Consider the following 23,219-nt stretch of genomic DNA (forward strand, 5'->3'; position numbering starts at 1 on the left):
TTCGGCCGTCGACCGACGACAAGGCGGCCAGGCGCCGCCTGAACACCGAGCAGTAGCGCAGTCCTCGCGGACTCGTACTCAGCTCCGCGGACAGCGCACGAGCGCGGCCCGCCCACCGGTCCACTGACCACCGGAGGGCGCTGAGGTTTCATCGGCCCGGACACGCCGGTCTGGGCGCCCGTTCTTCATCTCGTGTTTCACCGGTGTCGATCCGCTAAGGGGACATTAGAGTCCATGAGTCGAAGCGCCTTCGTACGGCAGCCGCCGACTGATCTCGTGAGGGTTCAGGCCGACGGATCCGTCGGCGCACGGGGTCCGGTCCGCGCCTGGCTCGTCGCGGTGCTTCTGCTGGCCGGGCTGGCCCTCGGGCTCACCGGGGCGGGGCTCGCCGACGTCGATGTCGCGGGCGGGCTGTGGGACGGTGCGGACTGGGTCTCCGAGGGCGCCGCGCGGATCCGCTGGGGCCTCGTGCCACTGATCGCGGCTCTCACCGCGCTGCACTACCTGACCTCGGCACTCGGCGTACGGGCGACCGCCTCCGGTGCCTCGGAGTCCGCACGGCCGGACCGGCTCGGCGTCTGGGAGATCACCGGCGCTCAGTTCGCCGGAGCGGCGGCGAACCGGCTCGCGCCCGCCGGTCTCGGCACCGCGGCCGTCACCTGCCGCTACCTCACCCGGCGCGGCCTGCCGGCCTGCGCGGCGACGACGACGGTGGCCGTCGTCGGGCTGGTCCGCGGGCTGACCAAGCTCTCGCTGGTCACGCTGGCGATCGCGTTGTGGAGCGGCCTCGGTCAGGCCCTGCGCCCCGTCGGCCATGTCAGCCGGCTCGCCGCACGCCACTCCGGCATGGTGGTGCCCGCGGCGATCGTCGTGGGGCTCGCCGTGTGCGCGCTGCTCGTCACCGCGCTGGTCTGGCGGCGCCGGCAGTCGCGGTTCAGCATCGGAGCGGCGCTCGCCGGCGTCGCGCACTCCGTACGCCACCTGCTGCGGCGGCCCCGCTGCCTGCTGACGCTGGTCGCGGCCGCGACAGCGGCCGACCTGGCGCTCGCCCTCGCCTTCGCGATGAGCGTCATGGCCGTGCCCGGCGTCCCGACGGGTTCGGTCGGCTCGCTGATCGCGCTGTACCTCCTGGGCGCGACGGCCGGCGCCGCCGTCCCCACGCCGGCCGGTGTCGGATCGACCGAGGCGGCCCTCATCGCCGCGCTGGCCACCGTGCACATCCCCGCCGCCCAGGCCGCCACCGGCGTGCTGCTGTTCCGGGTCATGACCTTCTGGGCCCCGGTCCCGGCCGGCGTGCTGAGCACCCGCTGGCTCCGCCGCCGCGGCGGCCTCTGACCGACAACCGGCACCGGGACCGCGCCACGACCGCACGAACGCCGGCGGCCGGCTCACCTCCGCAGGGCATCGCCCGGGCGCTCAGTCTCTCTTCGCGACGAGCGTCAGCACGTCGTACTTGGCCACGGACGAGCCGTCCTGCTTGGTCACGTCGGCGTCCCAGCGCACCTCGCCGTACTCCGCGCCGTGCCGCGGCTCGATCCGCTTCGCGGTGAGCGTCACGGTCAGCTCGTCGCCGGGGTAGACGGGAGTGAGGAAGCGGAGGTTCTCCAGGCCGTAGTTGGCCAGCACCGGACCGGGGTCCGGATGCACGAACAGGCCGGCGGCCAGCGACACGATCAGGTACCCGTGGGCCACGCGGCCCTCGAAGAACGGGTTGGCCCGCGCGGCCTCCTCGTCCATGTGCGCGTAGAACGTGTCGCCGGTGAACTCCGCGAAGTGCTCGATGTCGGCCAGCGTCACGGTGCGCGGCCCGGCCACCACCGTGTCACCGACCCGCAGCTCGCCGAGGTGCTTGCGGAACGGGTGGACGTCGGTGACCGTACGCTCGGCGCCGGGCGTCCACCGGCCCGTGACCGCGGTGAGCATCCGCGGGCTCGCCTGCACGGCGGTGCGCTGCATGTGGTGCAGCACGCCGCGGATGCCGCCCATCTCCTCGCCGCCGCCCGCCCGGCCGGGCCCGCCGTGGACGAGGGCCGGCAGCGGCGAACCGTGCCCGGTGGACTCGCGTGCGGTCTCCGCGTCGACGACGAGCAGCCGGCCGTGCCACGGCGCGACACCCATCACCATCGCGCGGGCGAACTCCGGGTCGCCGGTCACCACCGAACCGGCGAGGCTGCCCCGGCCGCGTGCCGCCAGCGCGACGGCCTCGTCGGGGGCGCCGTACGGGAGCAGGGTGCTGACCGGCCCGAACGCCTCCACCTCGTGGGGCTCGTCCCGGCCGGTGTCGTCGGCGCGCAGCAGGATCGGCGACAGGAACGCGCCACGCTCGGGGTCGGCGTCCACGACCCGCACATGCTCGGGGTCGCCGAAGACCGTACGCGCGCCGGCCGACAGTGCCTTGAGCGACCGGCGCACCTCCTCGCGCTGCCCCAGGCCCGCCAGCGCACCCATGCGTACGGAAGGGTCGGCCGGGTTGCCGACCGTCACCTCCGCGAGGCGTTCGGCGACGGCCCGCTCGACGTCGTCGATGACCCCGGCGGGTACGAGGGCGCGCCGGATGGCGGTGCACTTCTGCCCCGCCTTGACCGTCATCTCGGTGACGAGCTGCTCGACGAAGACGTCGAACTCCGGATCGCCGGGGCGTACGTCCGGGCCCAGGATGGAGCAGTTGAGCGAGTCGGCCTCGGCGTTGAAGCGCACCGACCGGTTGACCACGGCCGGGTGGGAACGCAGCAGCGCGGCGGTCGCGGCCGACCCGGTGAAGCCCACGAGGTCCTGCTCGGTCAGGTGGTCCAGCAGGTCGCGCGCGTCGCCGCAGACGAGCTGCACCGAGCCCTCCGGAAGCAGTCCCGACTCGACGATCAGCTCGACGAGCCGCGCGGTGAGATAGGCGGTCTGCGCGGCCGGCTTGATCAGGCTCGGCACGCCGGCCAGGAACGCCGGCGCGAGCTTCTCCAGCGGCCCCCAGACCGGGAAGTTGAAGGCGTTGATCTGCACCGCGACGCCCCGCAGCGGCGTACAGACGTGCTGGCCGACGAACCCGCCGGACTTGCTCAGCGGCTCCAGGCCACCCTCGACGTAGACGGTGTCGTCGGGCAGTTCGCGGCGCCCCTTGCTGGAGTAGGAGAACAGGACGCCGATGCCGCCGTCGACGTCGAACCTGGCGTCGTTCAGCGTCGCGCCGCTGCGCAGCGACAGGTCGTACAGCTCCTCGCGGTGACCCCGCAGCTCCGAGGCCAGCGCCTTGAGGAGCGCGGCCCGCTGATGGAAGGTCATCTCGCGCAGGACCGGGCCGCCGACCCCGCGTCCGTACTCGAGCGCGGCGCGGAAGTCCACGCCGGAGGAGGAGATCCGCGCGATCTCCGTGCCCGTCACCGCGTCGTACAGCGGGGCGCCCTCGTCCGGCGGGACGTGCCAGGCGCCGGAGACATAACTGGCCAGTGGTGCCATCGGACCCGACCTCCTCGTCGGTGGACCGTACCGGCGAATGGTAACCCGGCCCGACCGGCGCGCCCCAGGGGCCTGGTTGACTGCGGGGATGACCGACCACAACGTCCTGCGCGTCTTCTGTGATCCCGACGGCCGACACGGCAACGAGCTGGCGGTCGTCCGCGACGGCGCCTCGGTTCCGGGCGAGTCCGGCCGGCAGGAGCTGGCCCGGGAGCTGGGCTTCAGCGAGACCGTGTTCGTCGACGATCCGGAGCGCGGACTGATCGACATCTACACGCCGACGCTGCGGCTGCCCTTCGCCGGCCATCCGTGTGTCGGCGCGGCCTGGCTGCTCGGCGTCCCGCGGCTGGTCACGCCCGCGGGCGTGGTGACCGTACACCGCGCGGACGGACTCGTGTGGATCGCCGCGCGTGCCGCGTGGGCGCCGCCCCGGACCCTGCGGGAGTACGGTTCGGCCGCCGAGGTGGAGGCGCTGCCCGTACCCCCGCCGGGCGAGTGGGTGTACGCGTGGGCGTGGCAGGACGAGGCGGAGGGCCGCATCCGTGCCCGCGCCTTTCCCGGACGGGGCGACGGCATCGACGAGGACGAGGCCACCGGCGCGGCGGCGCTCCTGCTGACCGCCCACCTCGGCCGCGCCCTGACCATCACCCAGGGCCGCGGCTCCCAGATCCTGACGGCCCCCGGCCCACCCGGGAGGCCGGCGGGTCGGACGGGGGCACACGACACGATCGAGGTCGGCGGCCGGGTCCGCCACGCCTAGAGCGTGGGCTCTCGGGTCCGCAGTGACGGCGGCCCGAGGTCCTGCCGGGCGAGGGCGCCGGCGTCGGCTCGGGACGCCGGCGGCCTCACGGGAGATCGCCGACTCGGTGACCGGCTCTCCGGCGCCCTGCCCGGGTCATGCGGGTTCGGCCCGCAGATCGTCGGCCACCGAACGGCGGCCGCCGAGACGGGCCGGAACGGCGGTGAGCACCGCCACCGTGATCATCGTCGCCGCCACCAGGACGAGCACCTGCCACAGCGAGGGGGACGTGGCCCTGGAACCGTCACCGCCGGTGATGGCGTTGATGGCCCCGAACAACGCGAGGCCGCCCGGGAAGACGCCCAGGACGGCGCCGACGAGCGCGGGCAGCACCTGCGCGGCCGCCAGCGCCGTCGTCACCTCACCGGGGGTCGCGCCCAGCGCACGCGTCAGCGCCGACGAATGCCGGTTGTCGAGCACCGTCGCCCAGGTGATGACGATGGCGTTGATCGCCGCGAGGCAGAGCAGAATGATCGACCAGACGAGCAGCACGTGACGCAACGTGCCGACCTGGGCTTCGTCGTATCCGCCCTTCCCCGGCTGGGTCGCGAGGAAGGCGTTGAGGATCAGCAGGACGTAGATGCCGCTGACGGTGATCGCGATGCTGACGACGGCCAGCGCGGCGCGCCGCGGCCGGCGGCCGGTGACCCGCAGGGCGAGCAGCAGCGGCACGGGCAGCCGTGCCGACAGCGCGATCAGCCATCCCAGGCGGCGGGGCTGGCGCGGCGCGTCGGCCAGCGCCTTGACGGTGCTGGTGCGCGCCGCCCGTACGGCGGGGACGGCGGTCGCGACGACCGCGACGACGAGTGCCACGCCGAGCACCACACCGGCCGTGGACGCGGTCAGCGACGGCGTGCCCGCGCTGCCGACGAGGCCGGCACTCGACCCGGCGAGCAGCGGCGCGGTCAGCGAGCCGATCGTCAATCCGGCCGCGGCCGCGACGATGGCCACGAGGACGTATTCGGCGAGCAGCACCGCGGCGACCAGGCTCGGGGTGCCGCCGACGGCCTTCAGCAGCCCGACACGTCTGGTCTGATCGGCCATCCGTCCGCCGACCAGCACTGAGAGGCTCGCCGCGGCGAGCAGCGCGAGCAGCCAGGCGCCGAGCAGCAGCAGAATCTGCGAGTCTCGGGCCAGTTCGGTGGCGTCGCCCCGGATGTCCCGCCAGCTCCACATGGGCAGGGGACGACCGCGGTCACCCTGGTTGCCGTCGACGAACGCCTGGGCCTGGGCCGGATCGGCGAGTTTCAGGTTCGCCACATAGGCCAGAGAGGCCGGGTCGGATGCGAGGCTCCGGACGTCGGCCTTGGTGAGCCAGACCAGCCCGGGGTTGTGCAGCAGTCCCGCCGGCACATCGCCGTCGTCGGGGACCGCTCCGTTCACGCAACCGGAGGCGACGATGCAGGACGACCCCGGATAGGGCGGCATGGCGGCGGTGACCGCGACGCCGACGACCTTGAACGACCTGCCTCCCAAACCGACCGTGTCGCCGACGTGCACGTCGACCGCGTCGGCGAACGCGGCCTCGACCACGACGCCGCCGTCGCCGACCCAGCCGCCCTGGATCACCTTGGGCTGGTCGACCGACGCGGACGCGGCGTCGCGGCCCACGGCCTGCACGTCCGACGTCTTGCCGGAGGTCCGCAGTTTCGCCGCGGTGACCGGGTACGGCCCGCTGTGGTCGGTGACATCGGGCTTGCTCGCCAATTTCTCGAGGCGGTCGAGCCCGGCGGACTGAACGCCGGCGACCACGTCGGGACCGTTGGTCGCTTCGCGGGTGCTCTGGTACGGGTCGCTGGCCGCGTCGCGCAGGACGAGTGCGAGCGTCAGCGTCGTGGTGGCCGCCATGATGGCGAGCAGCAACAGCACGGCCTCGGTGCGGCGCCGCCGTAGGTCGCGTACGGCGAGGCGGCTCACGAGCAGAATGCGGCCCATCGCGTTCAGTCCTCCAGCCCGGCGAAAGTGCCGAGTCGCCCGGTGGTGCCGCCGGTCAGCCTCGTCTCGTCCACGAACGCGCCGTCGCGCATCGAGATCAGCCGGTCCGCGGTGGCCGCGATCCGGCTGTCGTGGGTGACGATGGCAAGCGTCTGCCCGGACTCGTGCAGCGTCTCGAAGAGCTGGAGGACGTCCAGGGTGGCGGCGCTGTCCAGACTGCCGGCCGGCAGCGCCGACAGCTCGACGTTCTTCACGGCGGTGAGCTCCTCCATCAGATGGAAGGACTGGAAGATGTAGCTGACGTCGGTCCGTCGCATGCGGGCCAGAGCCTTCTCACCGATGTCGTCGATGCACCGGCCGTTGAGCTTCACCTCGCCGCTCGTGGGCCGGTCGAGCCCGCCGAGCAGGTGGAGCAGCGTGGACTTCCCGCAGCCGCTGGGCTCCATGATCGCCACCGTCTCTCCCGCGGCGATGTCGAGATCGACATCGTCGACGGCGCGCACCATGCCGTCCCCCTTGCCGTACTCCTTCCGCAACCCGCGGGCGCGAAGCACCGGTGTACCGGTGGCACTGCTCACGATCCACTCCTTCGGTGGGTCCGGTTCTTCTCGCATGCCCCCGAGCCGGCGCAGGTCCGCCTGAAGCCGCGGCACGATCTCCCTTATCTAACCGTTAGCCTTATAGATAACGGTTAGCTCTGCGAGCTGTCAATCGAGTCGCCTTGAGAGAGACACCCCCGGCGACCGCAGAAGGGAATCAATGACGTTTCGTGGCATGACGGACGTCTTCGACGCCGACCGGGAAACTCGAGAAGGGCCAGGCCGCTCCCCTGGAACGGGGGCTGCGCACGCCTGCTCAGGCCGGAACATCCGACGTCGCAGACGACCCCCGCGATCCGCCGGTTCGCCGGGCAGGACCTGATCGCCCGCGACGATCAGCGAACGACGAGCGAGGCGCTCGACAGGGTACGGGCGGAGCCGCCCGGCGACTGGCTCATGACCGATACCGCCGAGACGCCCTGAGGTCGCTCAGGAGTCCGCGGCGGGTGCCGGGCGGCGGGTGCGCCACAGCCACAGCAGGCCGAGCATCGGCAGCACGAGCGGCACGTAGCCGTACCCGCTGCCGTAGCCCGACCACACGGTCGCGTCCGGGAAGGCGGCCTTGTCGGTGAGGCTGTAAGTGCCGATCGCGATCACGCCGATCAGCTCGATCGAGCACGAGGTGACCGCGATGCGGTGGGACGTGCGGCCGGACCGCGCCAGCGTCACCGTCGCCACGATGTAGACCACCGCGGCGAACGCCGACAGCACGTACGCCACCGGCGCCTCGTGGAACTTGGTGCCGATCTGCACGCCGGCCCGCGCCCCGGCGGCGAGGGCGAACACCCCGTAGACGGCGATCAGCACGCGGCCGGGGCCGCTGCGGCGGACGGCCCGGTCTTCGGCCGCCGTCCGGGTCTTCTCAGCCATGCCACACCTGCTGCATTCGGACGATGAGCACGGCCGACACCAGGAAGCCGGCCGCCACGACGGCCGGTCCCCACCGGGTGCGCTCCGCCAGCCCCCACGCGGCGGCGATGGGCAGGATGACCAGCGAGCCGGCGAGGTAGCCGATGAAGATCGCCATCCCGCCGTCCGGGCGCGCTCCCCCGGCGAGGCGGACGATCGCCCACACCACCTGCACGAGCAGCCCGGCCTCGCCGAGGACCGCCGCGGCCAGCAGGAGCCTGCCGACCCGGCGGTCCAGCGCCGTCATCACCAGGCTCAGCCCGGCGAGGACCAGCATGCCGACGATCAGTGTCACCGCCAGCGTGTCGACCACGCGTCAGCCTTCCCCTCGACCCGACCATTACGGGACGAGACAGTACTACGCATCGTAGTAGAAGGGCTCAGCGACGTACCAACTCGACGTCGAGCTCGACCTGGAGGATGCCGCCGATCACGCCGATGCCGACGCGCACCGCCTGGTTCCAGTCGATCGCGAAGTCCTCGCGCCGCAGCTCGGTCACCGCGTGGAAGGCCGCACGCGTGCCGCCCCACGGGTCCGGTCCGACGCCGAGGTAGGTCAGGTCGAGTACGACCTGGCGGGTCACGCCGCGGATGGTCAGCTCGCTGTCCATCGCCCAGCGGTCCTGGCCCTGCGGGCGCAGGCCCTTGCTCCGGAACCCGATCTCGGGAAACGCCTCCGTGTGCAGGAAGTCCTTGCTGCGCAGGTGCGTGTCGCGATCCGCGTTGCCGGTGTCGACGCTGTCGGCCTTGAGCGTGACCTCGACGACGGAGTTCTCCGCCGGCTCGGTGATGGTCGCCGCGCCGCTGAACTCGGCGATACGGCCGCGCACGCTCGCCAGCCCGAGGTGCCGGGCGCGGAAGTGGACCGAGGAGTGCACCGGGTCGACGTCCCAGACGCCCGGCTCGGGCAGCTGGAGATCGCCGGTGGTGGTGAGCTGGATCTCGCCCAGATCGAGCCCGCCGGCGCCGACGACCGCGCTGCGCGCGATCGGCTGGTGGCCGGGCGCGGAGATGATGAGCGTGTACGCGCCCGGCGACACCTGCGCGATGGCGGCGCGTCCGGCCGAGTCCACCGTCGTACGGCCGACCTGCCGGCCCGCCGCGTCGGTGAGGGTGAGGACCGCGTGCTCGACCGGCCAGCCTCCGGGGGCGAGCACCCGGGCCGTGACTGAGGGATTCACGAGAGGGGCCCCTTTCAGGCGGTCAGGGTGATGTCGGCGTCGGCGGCCTGGCCGTCCTTGACCTGGACGGACACGGCGGCCGGACCATGTCCGGCGGCGACGAGCGTGTAGTTCCCCAGCGCGAGGTCGCCGAAGGAGAACGAACCGTTCGCGTCGCTCATCGTGGTCGCGACGATCTTCCCATCCTCGTTCATCAGCGTGACTCGTGCGTTCTCGTACGGTCTGTCGTGACTCCAGACCTCGCCGTGCAGCGAACCGCGGGCGGCGAGCACCAGGTCCTGGCGCGCCTGGGTGCCCTGGCGGATGGTGACGGCTGCGGCGGCCGGCTGGTGGGACGGCGCGGACACGACCAGGGTGTACATGCCCTCGGGCAGGCTGATGAAGGAGAAGCCGCCCTCCTCGCCCGTACGCGCGGTGCCGACGACCTCCCCCTGCACGTCGGTGACGGTGATGGTGGCGCCCCGCACGGGCGTGCCGCTGCCGGCGATCCGCACGTTGCCGGTCAGCCCGCCGACGCCGGCGACGGTCATGTCGTGGCGGACGGTGTCGTCTCCGACGGCGACGAGCGAGGCGATCGGCTCGTGCCCCGGTGCCGAGGCGATGATGAGGTACGTGCCGCCGTTGCTGACGCTGAGGCGGTACTCCCCGTCCGGCCCGGTGTACGCCGAACCGATCTTGCGCCCCGCCATGTCGGCCAGCGTCACGACCGCCCCCGAGACCGGCGGGCCCTCGGTGCGCCGGACGGTGCCGAAGACGGTGAGCGTCTCCCGTAGCGCCGCGTTCTCAACCATGAGTGTTTCTTCCTCCGATTAATGGCTATTCAGGGGCCGCCGCGAGGGCCTCGAGGGCGGGTAGGGCGGCCTCCAGCGCAGACCGCTGAGCGGGCGGCAGCTGGTGGATGCGTTCGGCGAGTCTTCCGGTGGTGCGCCTGCTCACCTCCTCCAGCAGCTCGGTCCCGGCCTCACTGGCGGTGAGCCGGCAGACGCGCCGGTCGTTCGGGTCCTGCAGCCGGTCGATGAGGCCGAGCTTGTCCAGCGCATCGACGATGTGCGACACGGTGGGCGTGCTGACGGCCATCCGCTTGGCGAGCTCCCCCACCGACAGCGGCGCACCGGCCGCGACGGTGGCCAGCGCCGACAGCCGGCTCGGTGTCAGGTCGTCGGGCCAGTCCTTGCGAAGCTTGCGGTTCAGGCTCACCATCGCGAGCCTGAGCCGCCCCGCCGTCGCGGCGGACCCCGCCGTCGCGGCGGGCTCCGCCGCCTGCTTCGCCGGCCCCGTGGTCATTCGCCCAGCGCCACGCGTACCGTGGCGGGCTCGCCGGAGTCGATGCGCACCGCGACCGTGGCGGGCCGGTGCCCCGCCGCGACGACGGTGTAGTGTCCGTCCGCCAGACCGGTGAGGTGGTACGTCCCGTCGTGGCCGGTGGTCGTGGTCGCGATGACCTCGCCGGTCTCGTCGGTGACCGTGGTCGTGATGCCGCCGAGCGGGTTGCCTTCGGGCGAGCGGACGACGCCGCGCATCTCCCCGGTCGGGCCGGACGCGTCACCGTCGAGGGCGAAGTCCTGGACCGCGCCGGACGCGCCGACCAGCACCGTCGCCGCCTGCGGCACCCACCCGGGCGCGCTCGTGATCACGAGGTAGTCGCCCGGAGGAGCCTGGAAGGCGTACCGGCCGTCGGGACCGGTGTTGGTGCGCCCGAGCTGGTGCCCGTCCGGGCCGGCGATGGTGATCGCCGCGAACGCCACCGGGTTGCCGGCGCCGTCGTGGACCAGGCCTCGTACGCCGTGCGCCCCGGGATCTCCGGTGCCCTCGTGGACGAAGGACTCCCGGGGAGACGGGCCCGAGCCGTTGGGCACCATCTGCGGGACGTTCAGCTCGCTCATGCCGCTGCCGGCCTCACCGGCCACACCGGCCAGCTCCGAACCGACGGACTCGTGCTGGGCCTGCTTCTTGGCACGCTTGGTCAGCAGCGACGCGAACGCGGCGATCACGCAGGCGGCGATGGCGAACGCGAACGCGATGACCAGGCCCTGGTGGAACGGCGTGGTGATCAGGTGCGGGAAGTAGCTGCGGCCGGTCAGGTAGGCGCCGTGGTCCTTCAGGTGACCCAGCTCGGGCCCGAGCAGCTGCTGCATCGGGTTGTAGCCCAGGAACGCGGCGAACAGCACCGCGATCGGCGGCAGGTGCGCGATCGTCTGCGCCGACTGCGGCTGGATGCCCTGCGAGACCAGACCGCTGTACATGGTGTTCGGCAGCTTCGCCGCCAGGCCGACCACCATCAGGCTGAAGAAGATGCCGATGGACAGCACGGACGAGGCGTTCATGAAGGTGGCGTTCATGCCGGCGCCGACGCCGCGCTGGTCCGCCGGGACCGAGTTCATGATCTCCGCGCGGTTCGGCGAGGAGAACATGCCGGAGCCGATGCCGTTGATGACCAGCAGCAGGGCGAAGACCGGGTAGGAGAAGTTCACCGGGATGATGAGCATGAGCAGGAAGCTCAGCCCGGTGATGAGCGTGCCGCCGACGGTGAAGTAGCGGTGGCCGAGCTTGTCGCCCAGGATGCCCGACAGCGGCGCGGAGAACAGGAAGCCGACGGTCAGCGGGATCATGTAGATGCCCGCCCAGAGCGGCGTGTCCTCGAAGCTGTACCCGTGCTGCGGCAGCCAGATGCCCTGCAGCCAGATGATCAGCATGAACTGCAGACCACCACGGCCGAGCGCCATCAGCAGGTTGGCGAGGTTGCCGGCGGCGAAGGTGCGGTTGCGGAAGAGCGACAGATTGAAGAGCGGTTCTTTGATCTTGCTCTCGATGATCAGGAAGGCGATGAGGACGACGACGCCGCCGATCATGGCGCCGAGCACCCAGGGGTTGGTCCAGCCCATGGTGTGGCCGCCGTACGGCTGGAGGCCGTACGTGATGCCGACGAGCACGGCGATGAGGCCGATCGCGAAGGTGAGGTTGCCCCACCAGTCGATCTTGGTCTTCCGGCGGATGCCGGTGTCGTGCAGCTTGATGAACGCCCAGAACGTGCCGAAGAGGCCGACCGGGACGGACACGAGGAAGACCCAGTGCCAGTTCACCGGGCCGAGGACGCCGCCGAGGATCAGGCCGATGAACGATCCGGCGATCGCCGCGATGGAGTTGATGCCCAACGCGGTACCGCGTCGCGCGGCGGGGAACGCGTCGGTGATGATCGCTGTGGAGTTCGCGAACAGCAAGGCGCCGCCGATGCCCTGGGCGATACGCCAGCCGATCAGCCACAGCGCCGCGGTCGCCCCGTGCATCCAGCACACCGACAGCAGGATGGAACAGGCCGTGAACACCGCGAAGCCGAGGTTGTACATGCGGACCCTGCCGAACATGTCGCCGAGCTTGCCGAACGCCACCACCAGAACGGCGGTGACGACCATGAAGCCCATCATCATCCACAGCAGGTAACTCGTGTTGCCGGAATCGAGGGGATTGAGCCCGATTCCATCGAAAATATTCGGGAGCGCGATGAGGACGATCGACTGGTTGATCGTCACCATCAGCACGCCGAGCGTGGTGTTCGAGAGGGCGATCCACTTGTAGTGCGGTCCGAGGGGCCGTGCCTGTTCCGCACGTCTGTGCGTCTGGGCGGGCGCTGTCATAAGGGCTCTGAGCTCCTGTGTCTGCTCGTAATCATTTCGCAACAAAGGTTGCTTAGTACTAACTAACTATACGCCAACGCTCACTGCTCTCAATCCCCTCCGGAGTGTGACGACTCACCCACCAGCCTGTTCGTGCTCGATACTGGACAGATGGCCCACCGACAACGGCCGGTACCGGTCGAGGAGAAGATCGACTCGGGCGTGGCCGCGCTCGTGCCGGATCCCGACCGGCCGCGCTCGTGGACGCTCGAGGTCAACGGCACGCCCCAGTCGCACGTCGACCTGGACGATCCGGAGTATCTGGACTTCGAGTACGTCCGGCGGCTGGGCCACGTCGTCGACCTGATCGCCCCGCGAGGACGGCCGCTGCGCGTGCTGCACCTCGGCGGCGGCGGACTGACGCTCGCGCGCTACGTCGCGGCCACCCGGCCGCGGTCCACCCAGCAGGTCGTGGAGATCGACGCCGCCCTGGTCGACCTCGTACGGCGGCGGCTCCCCCTCGACCGCGGCGCGCGGATCCGGATCCGCGTCGGCGACGCGCGCGCCGTCCTGGCCCGCGCGCCCGAGGACGCCTTCGACCTCATCGTGGCGGACGTCTACGCCGCGGGACGGCAGCCCGCGCACCTGACGTCGGTGGAGTTCCACACCGCCGCCGCGCGCACGCTGCGCCCGGGCGGGTTCTACGCCGCCAACCTGGCCGACGGCGCGCCGCTGTCCTTCGCCCGCGCCCAGGTGGCGACGCTGCGCGAAGTCCTGCCCGAGGTGTGTCTCGTCGCCGATCCGGCGGTGCTGCGAGGCCGCCGGTTCGGCAACCTCGTCCTGGTGGCCGGCCGTACGGGGCCGCCGGTGGCCGACCTGACCCGCCGGGCCGCCGGCGACCCGTTCCCGGGCCGGGTGGTGTACGGGGAGGACCTGATGAGGTTCGCCTCGGGCGCGGCCCCGGTCACCGACGCGACGGCCCGCCCGTCACCGCCTCCGCCGGAGGGCGTCTTCTCGTCGTGACCGACGATCTTCCAGGCCCCGTTCGTGATCTGGCCTTCCTCGGTGTAGACCTTCGCGAGGTGGGGTCCGGGGGCGTTGTCCATCCCCCGGACCCCGGTGTGCCGCCCGCTTGCACACACCGGCACGTTTAAGAGAGCGGATCAGTCCTGAAGTCGCCGTGCTCTACCAATTGAGCTAACGCCGCACGTGGAGCGGCATGCCGGCCTCGAACCGGCACCTCGGCGAGTGCCGTCCGCACTCGGTCGATCCGGTGTTGAGCGGCGAATGCTGAATCTGGAGCGAGAACCTGAGTCTGAGCGGCTGATGCGCCTCTGCCATTGGGCCATCCCGGCGTGTGGTGCCGGGAGGGGGATTCGAACCCCCACTTTTCTCGCCGCGTTCAAACTGAGCTTCAGTTTCAGCTTGCGCTCCTCACGCATCCCCCGCACGGGGCGGGGGAGTCCTTGAGACTACCCCTCGAACAGGTAGCCGAAAATGACGTCACCGGTGCGCTGGTCGGTGACCTCGGCTCCGTTGGCCTCCTCGCGGGCGAACTTCACCGCCCGCTGAAGCCGCTCCACCCGGTCGACCAGCTCGTTGATCCGCCGGGCGGGCAGCGCGCCGGAGAACTTCGTCGTCGTCCAGTGGCCGACCGTGACGTCCTCGTAGTACACCTCGACCTGTGCCGGGTGCTTGTCGGTCGCCTCGGCCTTGACGTGGTTGCGCGGCACCTTCTTCGTACGGTTGGTGCGCACCGGCTCGGTCTTCCAGCAGTCGGCCGACTCGTCGAAGGACCACGACTCGGCCGCGTCCAGCACCGGCAGCTTCTTGACGAAGGTGTGCAGATCGGTGAGCTGCTTCTCCAGGAAGAGCAGGTACGACACCGGGACGTCGCGCAGCAGAGTGCGTCCGTCGACCGTGATGTCGGCCTTGGCGGTGCAGTTCGCCCAGTCCTTGGTCGCGGTGACGTCGAACAGGCGCGTCATGACCTCCGCGGTGCGCCGGATGACCTCATCCGCCTTGACCTGGACTCGCGTGGACTCCGGCGGAAGCTGCTCGCCCTCTTCGTCCTTCGGCCGGTACACCCGCGAGATACCGGCCAGCAGCGCCGGCTTCTGCAGGCCGTGGTGTGCGTCGGTCAGGTCCCGGAGGGCACCGCTCTTGACGCCCTTTTCCACGGCAATGATCTGATTGAGCTTCGCCACTTTGCCCCCTTTTTCGAGCAAAAGAAAGCTATCGCGCGAATGGCGCCGGCGCAGCCTATTAAAGATCAGTCCTTGCGGCCCGTAACGGCGATGCCGAGTCCCAGACCGATCATGGCGAGGCCGCCCGCTCCCCCGATGAGCCGGAGGCGTCGCGGCGAGCGCCCGAACCAGGCGCGCGTCGAGCCGGCCGCCAGGCTCCAGACCGAGTCGCAGACCAGCGCGACGAGGACGAAGATGAGCCCCAGCGTGAACATCTGGAGGGGCACGGCGCCGCGCTCGCGGTCGACGAACTGCGGCAGCACCGCGGCGAAGAACACCACGGTCTTGGGGTTGCCGACGCCGACGAGAAACCCGTCGAGGCATGCCCGCAGGCCGCCGCGATCGTACGGGTCGGTGCGCACGTCGACGTGGCCGCGCCCGCGCAGCAGCGCGCGAGCGCCGAGGAAGACGAGGTACGCGGCGCCGCACAGCTTGACCGCGGTGAACAGGACCACGGAGCGCTCGACCACCGCGCCGACGCCGAGCGCGACCGCACCGGCCACGACGAGTGCGCCCAGTTCGTTGCCGATGACCGAGACCAGCGCGGTGCGACGGCCGTACGCCAGGGCCCGGCCCACGACGAACAGCACGCTCGGGCCGGGGATCACGATGATGATCAGGGCGGCGAGGCCGAAGGACAGCGCCTGGGAGAAAGAGATCACCGACCTGACGGTAGATGTGCGCCGGCCGCCGCACAACACGGCCGTCTCACGGTCGTCAGGCCAGGTCGCGCCACTCGGTCGAACCTCCGTGGGCGATGACGTCGCGCGACAGCGCCCGGGTGGCCGTGAGCACGGCCGGCACGAGCCTGCGCAGGTCGGCGCCCTGCCTGCGGGTGACCAGCGACATCGCGGCCAGCACGCCGCCGCGGGCGTCGCGCACGGGTGCCGCCACCGAATAGGAGTTGAGGGTCATCTCCTCGCTGGTCACCGCGTAGCCGACCCGGCGGACGTCGGCCAGGCAGGCCCGCAGCCGGTCGGGGTCGGTGATCGTGTGCGGCGTGTGCGGAGACAGGCCCTCGGCGAGCACGCCGTCGACGAACTCATCCGAGGAGAAGGCGAGCAGCACCCGGCCGACGCCGGTCGCGTGCAGCGGAAGCTCGGCGGCCACCCGGGTCACGATGGGCACCGACCGGGGGCCGCGCAGGCGTTCGAGGTAGAGGGCCTTGTGCTCGTTGAGCACGGCGAGCTGGACGTTCTCGTGGGTGGCCTCGTACAGGTCCTCCATGTGCGGCAGTGCCAGCTCGCGCAGCGCGGTCGCGGCCGAGGCCTGCGCGCCGATGCGCCACAGGTGCATGCCGACGCGGTAGGAGCCGTCGGACAGGCGTTCGAGGAACCCGCCGGCGGTCAGCTCGCCGACGAGCCGGTGACCGGTGGCGAGGGGCAGGCTCGCGCGCCGGCAGATCTCGGTGAGGGTCAGCCGTACGCCACCGGGCGCGAACGCCTCCAGAATGGCCATCACTTTGCCCGCCACGCTGGGGGGTGTTCCCACGCTCGCCATGCCCTGCCTTCCCGACCCGGGCATCCACCATAAGCGGCGTCCCGCCGCACCGGACCGGACCGGTGGGACGGGACGCCGTCACGCGGATCAGTTGGCGCTGATGTCGAGCGCCTTCATGATCAGATCCAGCTTGCGATCCTGGCTCGCGAGCTGCTGGTCCTGCGCGTCGAAGCGCTGGTCGATCTCGGTGAACCGCTGGTCGATCTCGGTGAAGCGGTTTTCGTGGCGCATCTGGGTGACGCGCATCTCCTTGAGCTGGTCGCCAAGACCCGCGATGCCGGCGTCCAGCTCGTTGAGACGGTTGTCGTGACGCATCTGGGTCGCCCTGACCGTCGTCAGGCTCTGGCTGAGATCGGTGAGCTTCTTGCCGTGTTCGCCCTGCGCCTTACGGATGTCGTCCAGCATGCCGTAGATGGCGTTGACGTCGTTGTAGAGCTGCTGGATCTTGCGCTCGGCTTCGGCCATGAGCATGACCCTATCTCCCCTCTGTCGCGTCTCCCGGGGGGTTCCGGAGACTCGGTCAGACACCCCGGCGAGTACGGAGTGCGTCGGGGATATTACGGGGAGTAAAGGCGCGAAGGGAAATCGATCACTCACCTTCGGTGATCACGCCGTCCTCGAGCAGGACGCGCTGGGCGACGGCGAAGGCGGCGTTGGCGGCGGGCACGCCGCAGTACACCGCGGTCTGCAGCAGCACCTCCTTGATCTCGTCGGCGCTGAGGCCGTTGCGCACCGCCGCGCGTACGTGCATCGCCAGCTCCTCCAGGTGGCCCCGCGCGACCAGGGCGGTCAGCGTGATGCAGCTGCGGGTGCGCCGGTCCAGCAGCGGCCGGGTCCAGATCTCCCCCCAGGCGTACCGGGTGATGAAGTCCTGGAAGTCGGCGGTGAACTCGGTCTTGCGCGCCTCGGCCCGGTCCACGTGAGCGTCGCCGAGCACCTCACGGCGCACCGTCATTCCGTCACTCATGGCGTCCTTTCGAGATGGCGGAGCATCGCGTGTGTCACCGGCTCCGGTCGTTCGAGGTTGGCGAGGTGGGCGGCGCCCGGGACGACGACCAGCCTCGCGCCGGGAATGCCCGTGGCGAGCGCCTCGGCGTGCGACAGCGGCGTGGCGACGTCCTCGGCCCCGGCGACGACCAGTGTCGGCGCGCTCACCTCGCCGAGCCGGTCGCGCGCGTCGAAGGCGGCGAGCGCCTCACAGCAGGCCGCGTAGCCCTCCGCGTCGACGTGCGCGAGCATCGCCCGTGCGGCCGCGGTCCCGGCGTACGCCGGCGTGAACCACCGGCCGAGGAAGGTGTCCGCGAGCGGCTCCAGCCCGCCGTCGCGCACCTTCGCGGCCCGCTCGTGCCAGGCGGCGGGGTCGCCGAAGCGCGCCGAGGTGCAGCACAGCACCAGGCTCGTGATCCGCTCGGGGTGCTCGACGGCCAGAGTGGTGCCGACCGCCCCGCCGAGCGAGACGCCGCCGTAGGCCACCTTCTCCAGGCCGAGCGCGTCGAGGAGGCCGGTCACCGCCGTGGCGAAGTCGCCGATCGTGCCGTGGATGACGCCGGAGCCGCCGTGGCCCGGCAGGTCGTAACGGAGCACACGCCAGGCCTCGGTCAGCGCGGCGAGCTGCGGCTCCCACAGGTCCATGGTCGTGCCGAGCGACGGCCCGAGAACGAGGACGGGCGCGTCGTCCGGCCCGTCGAACCGGTGCTGCAGCCGCGTCATGAGTCCGTCTCCCCGGTATAGGTCGCGAGGGCGCGGTCGACGAGTTCGGCCGCCGGGCCGACGGCGCCGGCCGGGTCGATCCCGCCGGGGACCAGGTCGCGCAGCGGGCGGCCCTCGCGCAGGGCCGCGGCGATCGCACGGTCGGCCTCGGCGCGGCCGACCTCCCGGGCCAGTGTCGCGGCGACCTGCTCGGACAGCAGCTCGTCGCGCAGGTTCGCCCGCATCCGGTCCGGGAAGACCTCCAGCCCGCCGGCGAGCTCGGCCGCGGTCTCGGCCGCGCCGCCGGTCAGCCGCAGGGCGTCGTTCAGCGGCAGCCATTCGGCGTGCCACTCCCCCGCGGGCCGCTCCAGCGCCGCCGCCTGCGAGGCGAACAGGACCTGCGCGTACGCCGGCACGCGCAGCGCGGCGGAGCGGATCATGGTGGCGAGCACCGGGTTGCGCTTGTGCGGCATGGCCGACGAACCACCGCGCCCGGGCGCGGCCGGCTCGGCGACCTCGCCGATCTCGGTCTGGGCGAGCGTGACGACGTCGGTCGCGAGCTTGCCGAGCGCGCCCGCGACCAGGGCCAGCGCGGCGCCCAGCTCGGCGACCGGCGCGCGGAGCGTGTGCCAGGGCAGGACCGCCTCGGCCAGGCCGGTCTCCTCGGCGAACACCGGCAGCAGTTCGGTGGTGCCGTACGCCGCCATCGTCCCGGCCGCGCCGCCGAGCTGCGCGGGCAGGCGTACGTCCGCGAGCGCCTCGCGCGCCCGCGCGACCGCGGTCAGCCAGCCGGCCGCGCGCAGCCCGAAGGTCGTCGGCACGGCCTGCTGCCCGAACGTGCGGCCGGCCATCGGCGTCTCGCGGTGCTCCCGGGCGAGCCCGGCCAGGGCGTCGGCGGTGCGCGCGAGGTCGGCCAGGATGATCCGCCGCGTACGGTCGGCGACGAGCATGGCGGCGGTGTCCATGATGTCCTGGCTCGTCGCTCCACGGTGGACGTGCTCACCGGCGGACTCGCGCAGGTCGGCGACCAGCGGGACGACCGGGTTGCCGGCGCCGCGCGCCCGTACGGCCAGGTCGTCCAGGTCGACGTGCGCGGCGAGGATGGCCTCGGCGACCCCCTCGGGGACCAGGCCGAGGCGCGCCTGGGCGCGGGCGAGGGCCGCCTCGCCGTCCAGCAGCGCGCGCAGCCAGGCCTCGCCGGAGGTGGCCTTCTCCGCGGCGGTGCCGGCGGCGACCGGCGAGAGCAGGTCAGACGGCAAAGAACACGGTCTCCTGTCCGCCCTGGAGATGGACGTCGAAGCGGTAGGACCGGTCGTGCTCACGAACGGCGACGAGCGTGTCGCGCCGCTCCGCCGGCACCCCGGCCAGGACCGGGTCGCCGGCGTTCCCCGGCTCACCGGGGAAGTAGATCCGGGTGATGACCGGCTTGAGCAGACCGCGCGCGAACACGAGCAGGGCGATGTACGGGGTGGGCCCGCCCGGTTTCAGCGTGGAGAACCAGTAGTGGCCGGCGGCGTCGGTGCCGCAGCGGCCGAAGCCGGCGAAGTCGTGCCCGTCGCGGGCCAGCGCGCCGACCGCGCGCGGCACCTCGCCGTCGGGGCCGGCCTGCCAGATCTCCAGGAGGGCGTCGGGCAGCGGCTCGCCCGCGCCGTCGAAGACGGTGCCGTGGATCCGGATGGCGTCGGGGCGCCACTCGGGCACCACGCGCGGGCCGTCGCCGTACGGGAGGGCGTAGCCGAAGAACGGGCCGACGGTCTGTGAAGGCGTCGTCATGAGTCCTCCGTCGGGGTCGCGCCGAGGACGATGTCCCACTGGTAGCCCAGCGCCCACTCCGGGACGGTCGTGTCCATGTCGAGGCGGGAGATCAGGCGCTCCTTGGCCTTCTCGTCCGCGATCGAGCCAAAGATCGGGTCGAAGGCGAACAGCGGGTCGCCCGGGAAGTACATCTGCGTGACGAGCCGCTGGGTGAAGGCGGTGCCGAACACCGAGAAGTGGATGTGCGCGGGACGCCAGGCGTTGTGGTGGTTCCGCCAGGGGTAGGCGCCCGGCTTGATCGTGACGAACCGGTACCGCCCCTCGTCGTCGGTCAGGCAGCGGCCGGCGCCGGTGAAGTTGGGGTCGAGCGGCGCCGGGTGCTGGTCGCGCGCGTGGATGTAGCGGCCGGCGGCGTTGGCCTGCCAGACCTCCACCAGCGTGTTCGGCACCGGGCGCCCGGAGGCGTCGAGCACGCGGCCGGTGACGACGATGCGTTCGCCCAGCGGCTCACCGCGGTGTTGCCGGGTGAGGTCGTTGTCGAGGGTGCCGAGTTCGGCGTGGCCGAACACCGGGCTGGACAGCTCGACGGCGTCCGGCCCGTACGCGGGCATGATCAGCGGCTGCGACGGCGCCCGCAGCGCGGTGCTCTGGTACGCGGGGTGGAGGTAGGGAGGATGCGGATCGCTCACGGAGTCTCCTTCGTCGGTCCGGGGACGGGAAGCCGTCGGTTGTCGTGTCGCCGTCATGACCCGCCGGCGCGGGCGGCGGCGAGCGGCGGATCGGTGCGTTCACGGATCTCCTGCTCGCTCACCCCCGGCGCGGTCTCGACGAGGACGAGCCCGTCCGGGGTGACGTCGATGACGCCCAGGTCCGTGATGATCCGCTGGACGCAGGCACGGCCGGTGAGCGGCAGGGTGCAGTCCTTGACGATCTTGGGGTTGCCGTCCCGGTCGGTGTGGCTCATGACGACGATCAGCTTGCGGACGCCGTGGACGAGGTCCATCGCGCCGCCCATGCCCTTGATCATCTTTCCGGGGACCGCCCAGTTGGCGAGGTCGCCACGGGCCGAGACCTGCATCGCGCCGAGCACCGCGACGTCCACGTGTCCGCCGCGGATCATGCCGAACGACAGCGAGGAGTCGAAGTAGGACGCCCCGGGCCGTACGGTGACGGTCTCCTTGCCCGCGTTGATCAGGTCAGGGTCGACCTCGTCCTCGGCCGGGTACGGGCCGACGCCCAGCACGCCGTTCTCCGAATGGATCACCACGTCGACCCCGGCCGGCAGGTACCCGGGGATCAGCGTCGGCAGCCCGATGCCCAGGTTGACGTACATCCCGTCCGCCAGCTCCTTCGCCGCACGCTCGGCGATCTGCTCTCTTGACCAGCTCACTGGTCGTTCGCCCCCCTCACTCGCTCCGCGGCCGGACTCGTACCTCGCCCGGCCACTCCACTCGCTACGGCGGACTCACTCCGGCTCACTGGTCGTTCGCCCCCCTCACTCGCGTCACCGTCCGCTTCTCGATGGGCTTGTCGGCGGCCTGCTCCGGGGTGAGGGCGACGACGCGCTGGACGAAGATGCCGGGCAGGTGGACCTCGTCCGGGTCGAGGGCGTCGACGAGCTCCTCGACCTCGGCGACCGCGGTGCGCGCGGCCATCGCGCACAGGGGGTTGAAGTTACGCGTGGAGCGGTGGAAGACCAGGTTGCCGTGCCGGTCACCGCGAGCGGCGCGGACCAGCGCGAAGTCGGTGGTGATGCTCTCCTCCAGGACGTACTCCCGGCCGGCGAACTCGCGGACCTCCTTGGGCGGTGAGGCGACCGCGACCTCGCCGTCCGGGCCGTACCGCCAGGGCAGCCCGCCCTCGGCGACCATCGTGCCGACGCCGGCCGGGGTGTAGAAGGCGGGGATGCCGCAGCCGCCCGCGCGCAGCTTCTCCGACAGCGTTCCCTGCGGCATCAGCTCCAGCTCGATCTCCCCGCCGAGGTAGCGGCGGGCGAGCTCCTTGTTCTCCCCGACGTACGACCCGCGCGCGCGGGTGATGCGGCCGGCGTCGAGGAGGCGTCCGAGGCCGAGGCCGATGGTCCCGCAGTTGTTCGAGACGATCGACAGCTCCGCGGCGCCCGTGGCGTACACCGCCTCGATCAGGGTGAGCGGCACGCCGCACAGCCCGAACCCGCCGACCGCGATCGACGCGCCGTCGCCGATGTCCGCGACCGCCTCCGCCGCCGAGGAGATCACCTTGTCCATGCCCACCACCCTGCCAAGCCGTCCGAGCCGCTCCTGCCCATTCTTCCGCTCAGCGGAAAAGACGTGATCGCGGCGGAGCGGTTCGCGAAGGACGTCCGTAACACGTCGCAGGTCCGGGCACCGACGCCCCCGGGATCGCGCCACCCCCTTGGTACCGTCGAATCGGTGGCGGGACTGAGGAGGACACACCCATGCAGCGGGCCGACGAGCCACGTGAGGCGACCGGCGGGAGCCGGCCCGCCGGGGACGCCCGGCCGACGCCGTGACCGGCGCACACGACCACGATGGCGGCGGCGGTCACGGGCACACCCACGGGGTGAGCGCCGACTCCGACAAGCGCCTGCTCACCGCCGCGCTCGCGCTGATCCTGGCGTTCATGGCCGGCGAGATCGTCGTCGGTGTCCTCGCCCGTTCGATCGCCCTGATCTCCGACGCGGCGCACATGCTCACCGACGCCGCCTCGATCGCCCTGGCGCTGGTGGCCATGCGCCTGGCGGCCCGGCCGCCGCGCGGCGGTTACACCTACGGCCTCACCCGCGCCGAGATCCTGTCCGCGCAGGCCAACGGGATCACCCTGCTGGTGCTGTCGGCGTGGCTGACCTACGAGGCGGTCCGGCGGCTGATCCACCCGCCGGAGGTGACCGGTGGGATGGTGCTCGGCACGGCCCTCGCCGGGGTGGTGGTCAACCTGGGGGCGAGCTGGCTCATCGGCCGGGCCAACCGCGACAGCCTCAACGTCGAGGGCGTCTTCCAGCACATCGTGACCGACCTGTACGCCTTCATCGCCACCGCGGTCGCCGGGCTCGTCGTGATCCTGACCGGCTTCGGGCGGGCGGACGCGATCGCCTCGCTGATCGTCGTCGCCCTGATGGTCAGGGCCGGCGCCGGCCTCGTACGCGACTCGGGGCGGATCTTCCTGGAGGCCGCGCCCGCCGGGCTCTCGCCGGAGCGGATCGGGCAGGCCCTGGCCGGCCGTCCCCACGTCGTCGAGGTGCACGACCTGCACATCTGGCAGATCACCTCGGGCATGCCCGCGGCCTCGGCCCACGTGCTCGTCGCCCTCGGCGAGGACTGCCATGCCGTACGCCACGACCTGGAGCACGTGCTCGAACAGGACTACCAGATTCACCACACGACACTTCAGGTCGACCACGCGTCGGAGCAGCTCCTGACCATCGAGCGACGGCACTGCGACGACCCGCACGGCCCCGCCCACCGGAGAAATTGAGTGGCGGAGCGCCGCGCGATGGGGCACCGTGGAGGTCCCAGGTACCGGGCGGTCCGGACGCTTGCCTATTCTCT

The 23,219-nt window shown here is 71.8% G+C and carries 24 protein-coding genes; 4 read left to right on the plus strand and 20 right to left on the minus strand.

Annotated elements, in window-relative coordinates; all coding sequences use genetic code 11:
• Positions 1-234: 234 nt before the first annotated feature.
• On the plus strand, positions 235-1,335 hold the full coding sequence (locus tag ABEA10_RS16355) for a lysylphosphatidylglycerol synthase transmembrane domain-containing protein (protein WP_345464303.1): 1,101 nt from the start codon (positions 235-237) through the stop codon (positions 1,333-1,335).
• Positions 1,336-1,416: 81 nt separating this feature from the next.
• On the opposite strand, the gene paaZ is transcribed toward ABEA10_RS16355, so the two are convergent.
• Positions 1,417-3,447, minus strand: coding sequence for a phenylacetic acid degradation bifunctional protein PaaZ (gene paaZ / locus ABEA10_RS16360; RefSeq protein WP_345464306.1), 2,031 nt, complete (start codon positions 3,445-3,447; stop codon positions 1,417-1,419).
• An 88-nt stretch (positions 3,448-3,535) separates the two neighbouring features.
• Between paaZ and ABEA10_RS16365 the strand changes: the two genes are divergently transcribed.
• Positions 3,536-4,207, plus strand: a complete 672-nt coding sequence (locus tag ABEA10_RS16365; protein WP_345464309.1) for a PhzF family phenazine biosynthesis protein — start codon at positions 3,536-3,538, stop codon at positions 4,205-4,207.
• 135 nt (positions 4,208-4,342) lie between these two features.
• On the opposite strand, the gene ABEA10_RS16370 is transcribed toward ABEA10_RS16365, so the two are convergent.
• From ABEA10_RS16370 to ABEA10_RS16405, 8 genes are all read right to left on the minus strand, one after another.
• Positions 4,343-6,181 carry an FtsX-like permease family protein gene (locus ABEA10_RS16370; protein WP_345464312.1) on the minus strand — a complete coding sequence of 613 codons (1,839 nt, stop codon included), beginning with the start codon at positions 6,179-6,181 and terminating at the stop codon, positions 4,343-4,345.
• Between the two features lie 5 nt (positions 6,182-6,186).
• The gene (locus tag ABEA10_RS16375) at positions 6,187-6,759 is read right to left on the minus strand and encodes an ABC transporter ATP-binding protein (RefSeq protein ID WP_345464315.1); all 573 of its coding nucleotides are present in this window, start codon (positions 6,757-6,759) and stop codon (positions 6,187-6,189) included.
• Between the two features lie 450 nt (positions 6,760-7,209).
• Positions 7,210-7,650 carry a hypothetical protein gene (locus ABEA10_RS16380; RefSeq protein WP_345464318.1) on the minus strand — a complete coding sequence of 147 codons (441 nt, stop codon included), beginning with the start codon at positions 7,648-7,650 and terminating at the stop codon, positions 7,210-7,212.
• A complete protein-coding gene (locus ABEA10_RS16385; protein WP_345464321.1) occupies positions 7,643-8,002 on the minus strand; it encodes a hypothetical protein in 360 nt (119 codons plus the stop codon). Before ABEA10_RS16385 ends, ABEA10_RS16380 begins: the two co-directional genes overlap by 8 nt.
• Before the next feature lie 67 nt (positions 8,003-8,069).
• Positions 8,070-8,870 carry a YceI family protein gene (locus ABEA10_RS16390; protein ID WP_345464324.1) on the minus strand — a complete coding sequence of 267 codons (801 nt, stop codon included), beginning with the start codon at positions 8,868-8,870 and terminating at the stop codon, positions 8,070-8,072.
• A gap of 14 nt (positions 8,871-8,884) precedes the next feature.
• Positions 8,885-9,661, minus strand: a complete 777-nt coding sequence (locus ABEA10_RS16395; RefSeq protein WP_329238587.1) for a carboxypeptidase-like regulatory domain-containing protein — start codon at positions 9,659-9,661, stop codon at positions 8,885-8,887.
• A gap of 25 nt (positions 9,662-9,686) precedes the next feature.
• The gene (locus ABEA10_RS16400; protein WP_345464331.1) at positions 9,687-10,154 is read right to left on the minus strand and encodes a MarR family winged helix-turn-helix transcriptional regulator; all 468 of its coding nucleotides are present in this window, start codon (positions 10,152-10,154) and stop codon (positions 9,687-9,689) included.
• Positions 10,151-12,502 (minus strand): MFS transporter, encoded by a 2,352-nt coding sequence (locus ABEA10_RS16405; RefSeq protein ID WP_345464334.1) that lies wholly within the window; start codon positions 12,500-12,502, stop codon positions 10,151-10,153. The genes ABEA10_RS16400 and ABEA10_RS16405 overlap by 4 nt, the downstream gene beginning before the upstream one ends.
• A gap of 150 nt (positions 12,503-12,652) precedes the next feature.
• Here ABEA10_RS16405 and ABEA10_RS16410 point away from each other — a divergent pair, with 150 nt between their 5' ends.
• Entirely contained in the window at positions 12,653-13,504 is an 852-nt protein-coding gene (locus ABEA10_RS16410) for a spermidine synthase (RefSeq protein WP_345464337.1), read from the plus strand.
• Between the two features lie 449 nt (positions 13,505-13,953).
• Here the strand turns inward: ABEA10_RS16410 and ABEA10_RS16415 are convergent, their stop codons facing one another.
• From ABEA10_RS16415 to ABEA10_RS16465, 11 genes are all read right to left on the minus strand, one after another.
• A complete protein-coding gene (locus tag ABEA10_RS16415; RefSeq protein ID WP_345464340.1) occupies positions 13,954-14,688 on the minus strand; it encodes a DUF7873 family protein in 735 nt (244 codons plus the stop codon).
• A 65-nt stretch (positions 14,689-14,753) separates the two neighbouring features.
• Positions 14,754-15,389, minus strand: coding sequence for a LysE family translocator (locus tag ABEA10_RS16420; protein WP_345464343.1), 636 nt, complete (start codon positions 15,387-15,389; stop codon positions 14,754-14,756).
• 55 nt (positions 15,390-15,444) lie between these two features.
• Entirely contained in the window at positions 15,445-16,200 is a 756-nt protein-coding gene (locus ABEA10_RS16425; protein WP_345464346.1) for an IclR family transcriptional regulator, read from the minus strand.
• Between the two features lie 114 nt (positions 16,201-16,314).
• The gene (locus ABEA10_RS16430) at positions 16,315-16,692 is read right to left on the minus strand and encodes a hypothetical protein (RefSeq protein WP_329238612.1); all 378 of its coding nucleotides are present in this window, start codon (positions 16,690-16,692) and stop codon (positions 16,315-16,317) included.
• A gap of 124 nt (positions 16,693-16,816) precedes the next feature.
• Complete coding sequence (pcaC, locus tag ABEA10_RS16435; RefSeq protein WP_345464351.1) at positions 16,817-17,194, minus strand: 4-carboxymuconolactone decarboxylase; 378 nt, start codon at positions 17,192-17,194, stop codon at positions 16,817-16,819.
• Positions 17,191-17,937, minus strand: a complete 747-nt coding sequence (gene pcaD, locus ABEA10_RS16440) for a 3-oxoadipate enol-lactonase (RefSeq protein ID WP_345464354.1) — start codon at positions 17,935-17,937, stop codon at positions 17,191-17,193. Before pcaD ends, pcaC begins: the two co-directional genes overlap by 4 nt.
• The gene (pcaB, locus tag ABEA10_RS16445) at positions 17,934-19,175 is read right to left on the minus strand and encodes a 3-carboxy-cis,cis-muconate cycloisomerase (protein ID WP_345464357.1); all 1,242 of its coding nucleotides are present in this window, start codon (positions 19,173-19,175) and stop codon (positions 17,934-17,936) included. Before pcaB ends, pcaD begins: the two co-directional genes overlap by 4 nt.
• Positions 19,165-19,689: a protocatechuate 3,4-dioxygenase subunit alpha gene (gene pcaG / locus ABEA10_RS16450; protein WP_345464360.1), complete on the minus strand. Its 525-nt coding sequence runs from the start codon at positions 19,687-19,689 to the stop codon at positions 19,165-19,167. The genes pcaB and pcaG overlap by 11 nt, the downstream gene beginning before the upstream one ends.
• Positions 19,686-20,360, minus strand: a complete 675-nt coding sequence (gene pcaH, locus ABEA10_RS16455) for a protocatechuate 3,4-dioxygenase subunit beta (RefSeq protein ID WP_345464363.1) — start codon at positions 20,358-20,360, stop codon at positions 19,686-19,688. Before pcaH ends, pcaG begins: the two co-directional genes overlap by 4 nt.
• Positions 20,361-20,413: 53 nt before the next feature.
• Positions 20,414-21,061, minus strand: coding sequence for a CoA transferase subunit B (locus tag ABEA10_RS16460; protein ID WP_345464366.1), 648 nt, complete (start codon positions 21,059-21,061; stop codon positions 20,414-20,416).
• A gap of 85 nt (positions 21,062-21,146) precedes the next feature.
• The gene (locus tag ABEA10_RS16465) at positions 21,147-21,917 is read right to left on the minus strand and encodes a CoA transferase subunit A (protein ID WP_345464369.1); all 771 of its coding nucleotides are present in this window, start codon (positions 21,915-21,917) and stop codon (positions 21,147-21,149) included.
• A gap of 262 nt (positions 21,918-22,179) precedes the next feature.
• On the opposite strand from ABEA10_RS16465, the gene ABEA10_RS16470 reads away from it, so the two are divergent.
• Positions 22,180-23,145: a cation diffusion facilitator family transporter gene (locus ABEA10_RS16470; RefSeq protein ID WP_345464372.1), complete on the plus strand. Its 966-nt coding sequence runs from the start codon at positions 22,180-22,182 to the stop codon at positions 23,143-23,145.
• Positions 23,146-23,219: the final 74 nt, after the last annotated feature.

The sequence above is a fragment of the Actinoallomurus oryzae genome, from assembly GCF_039541955.1.
GTDB lineage: Bacteria > Actinomycetota > Actinomycetes > Streptosporangiales > Streptosporangiaceae > Actinoallomurus > Actinoallomurus oryzae.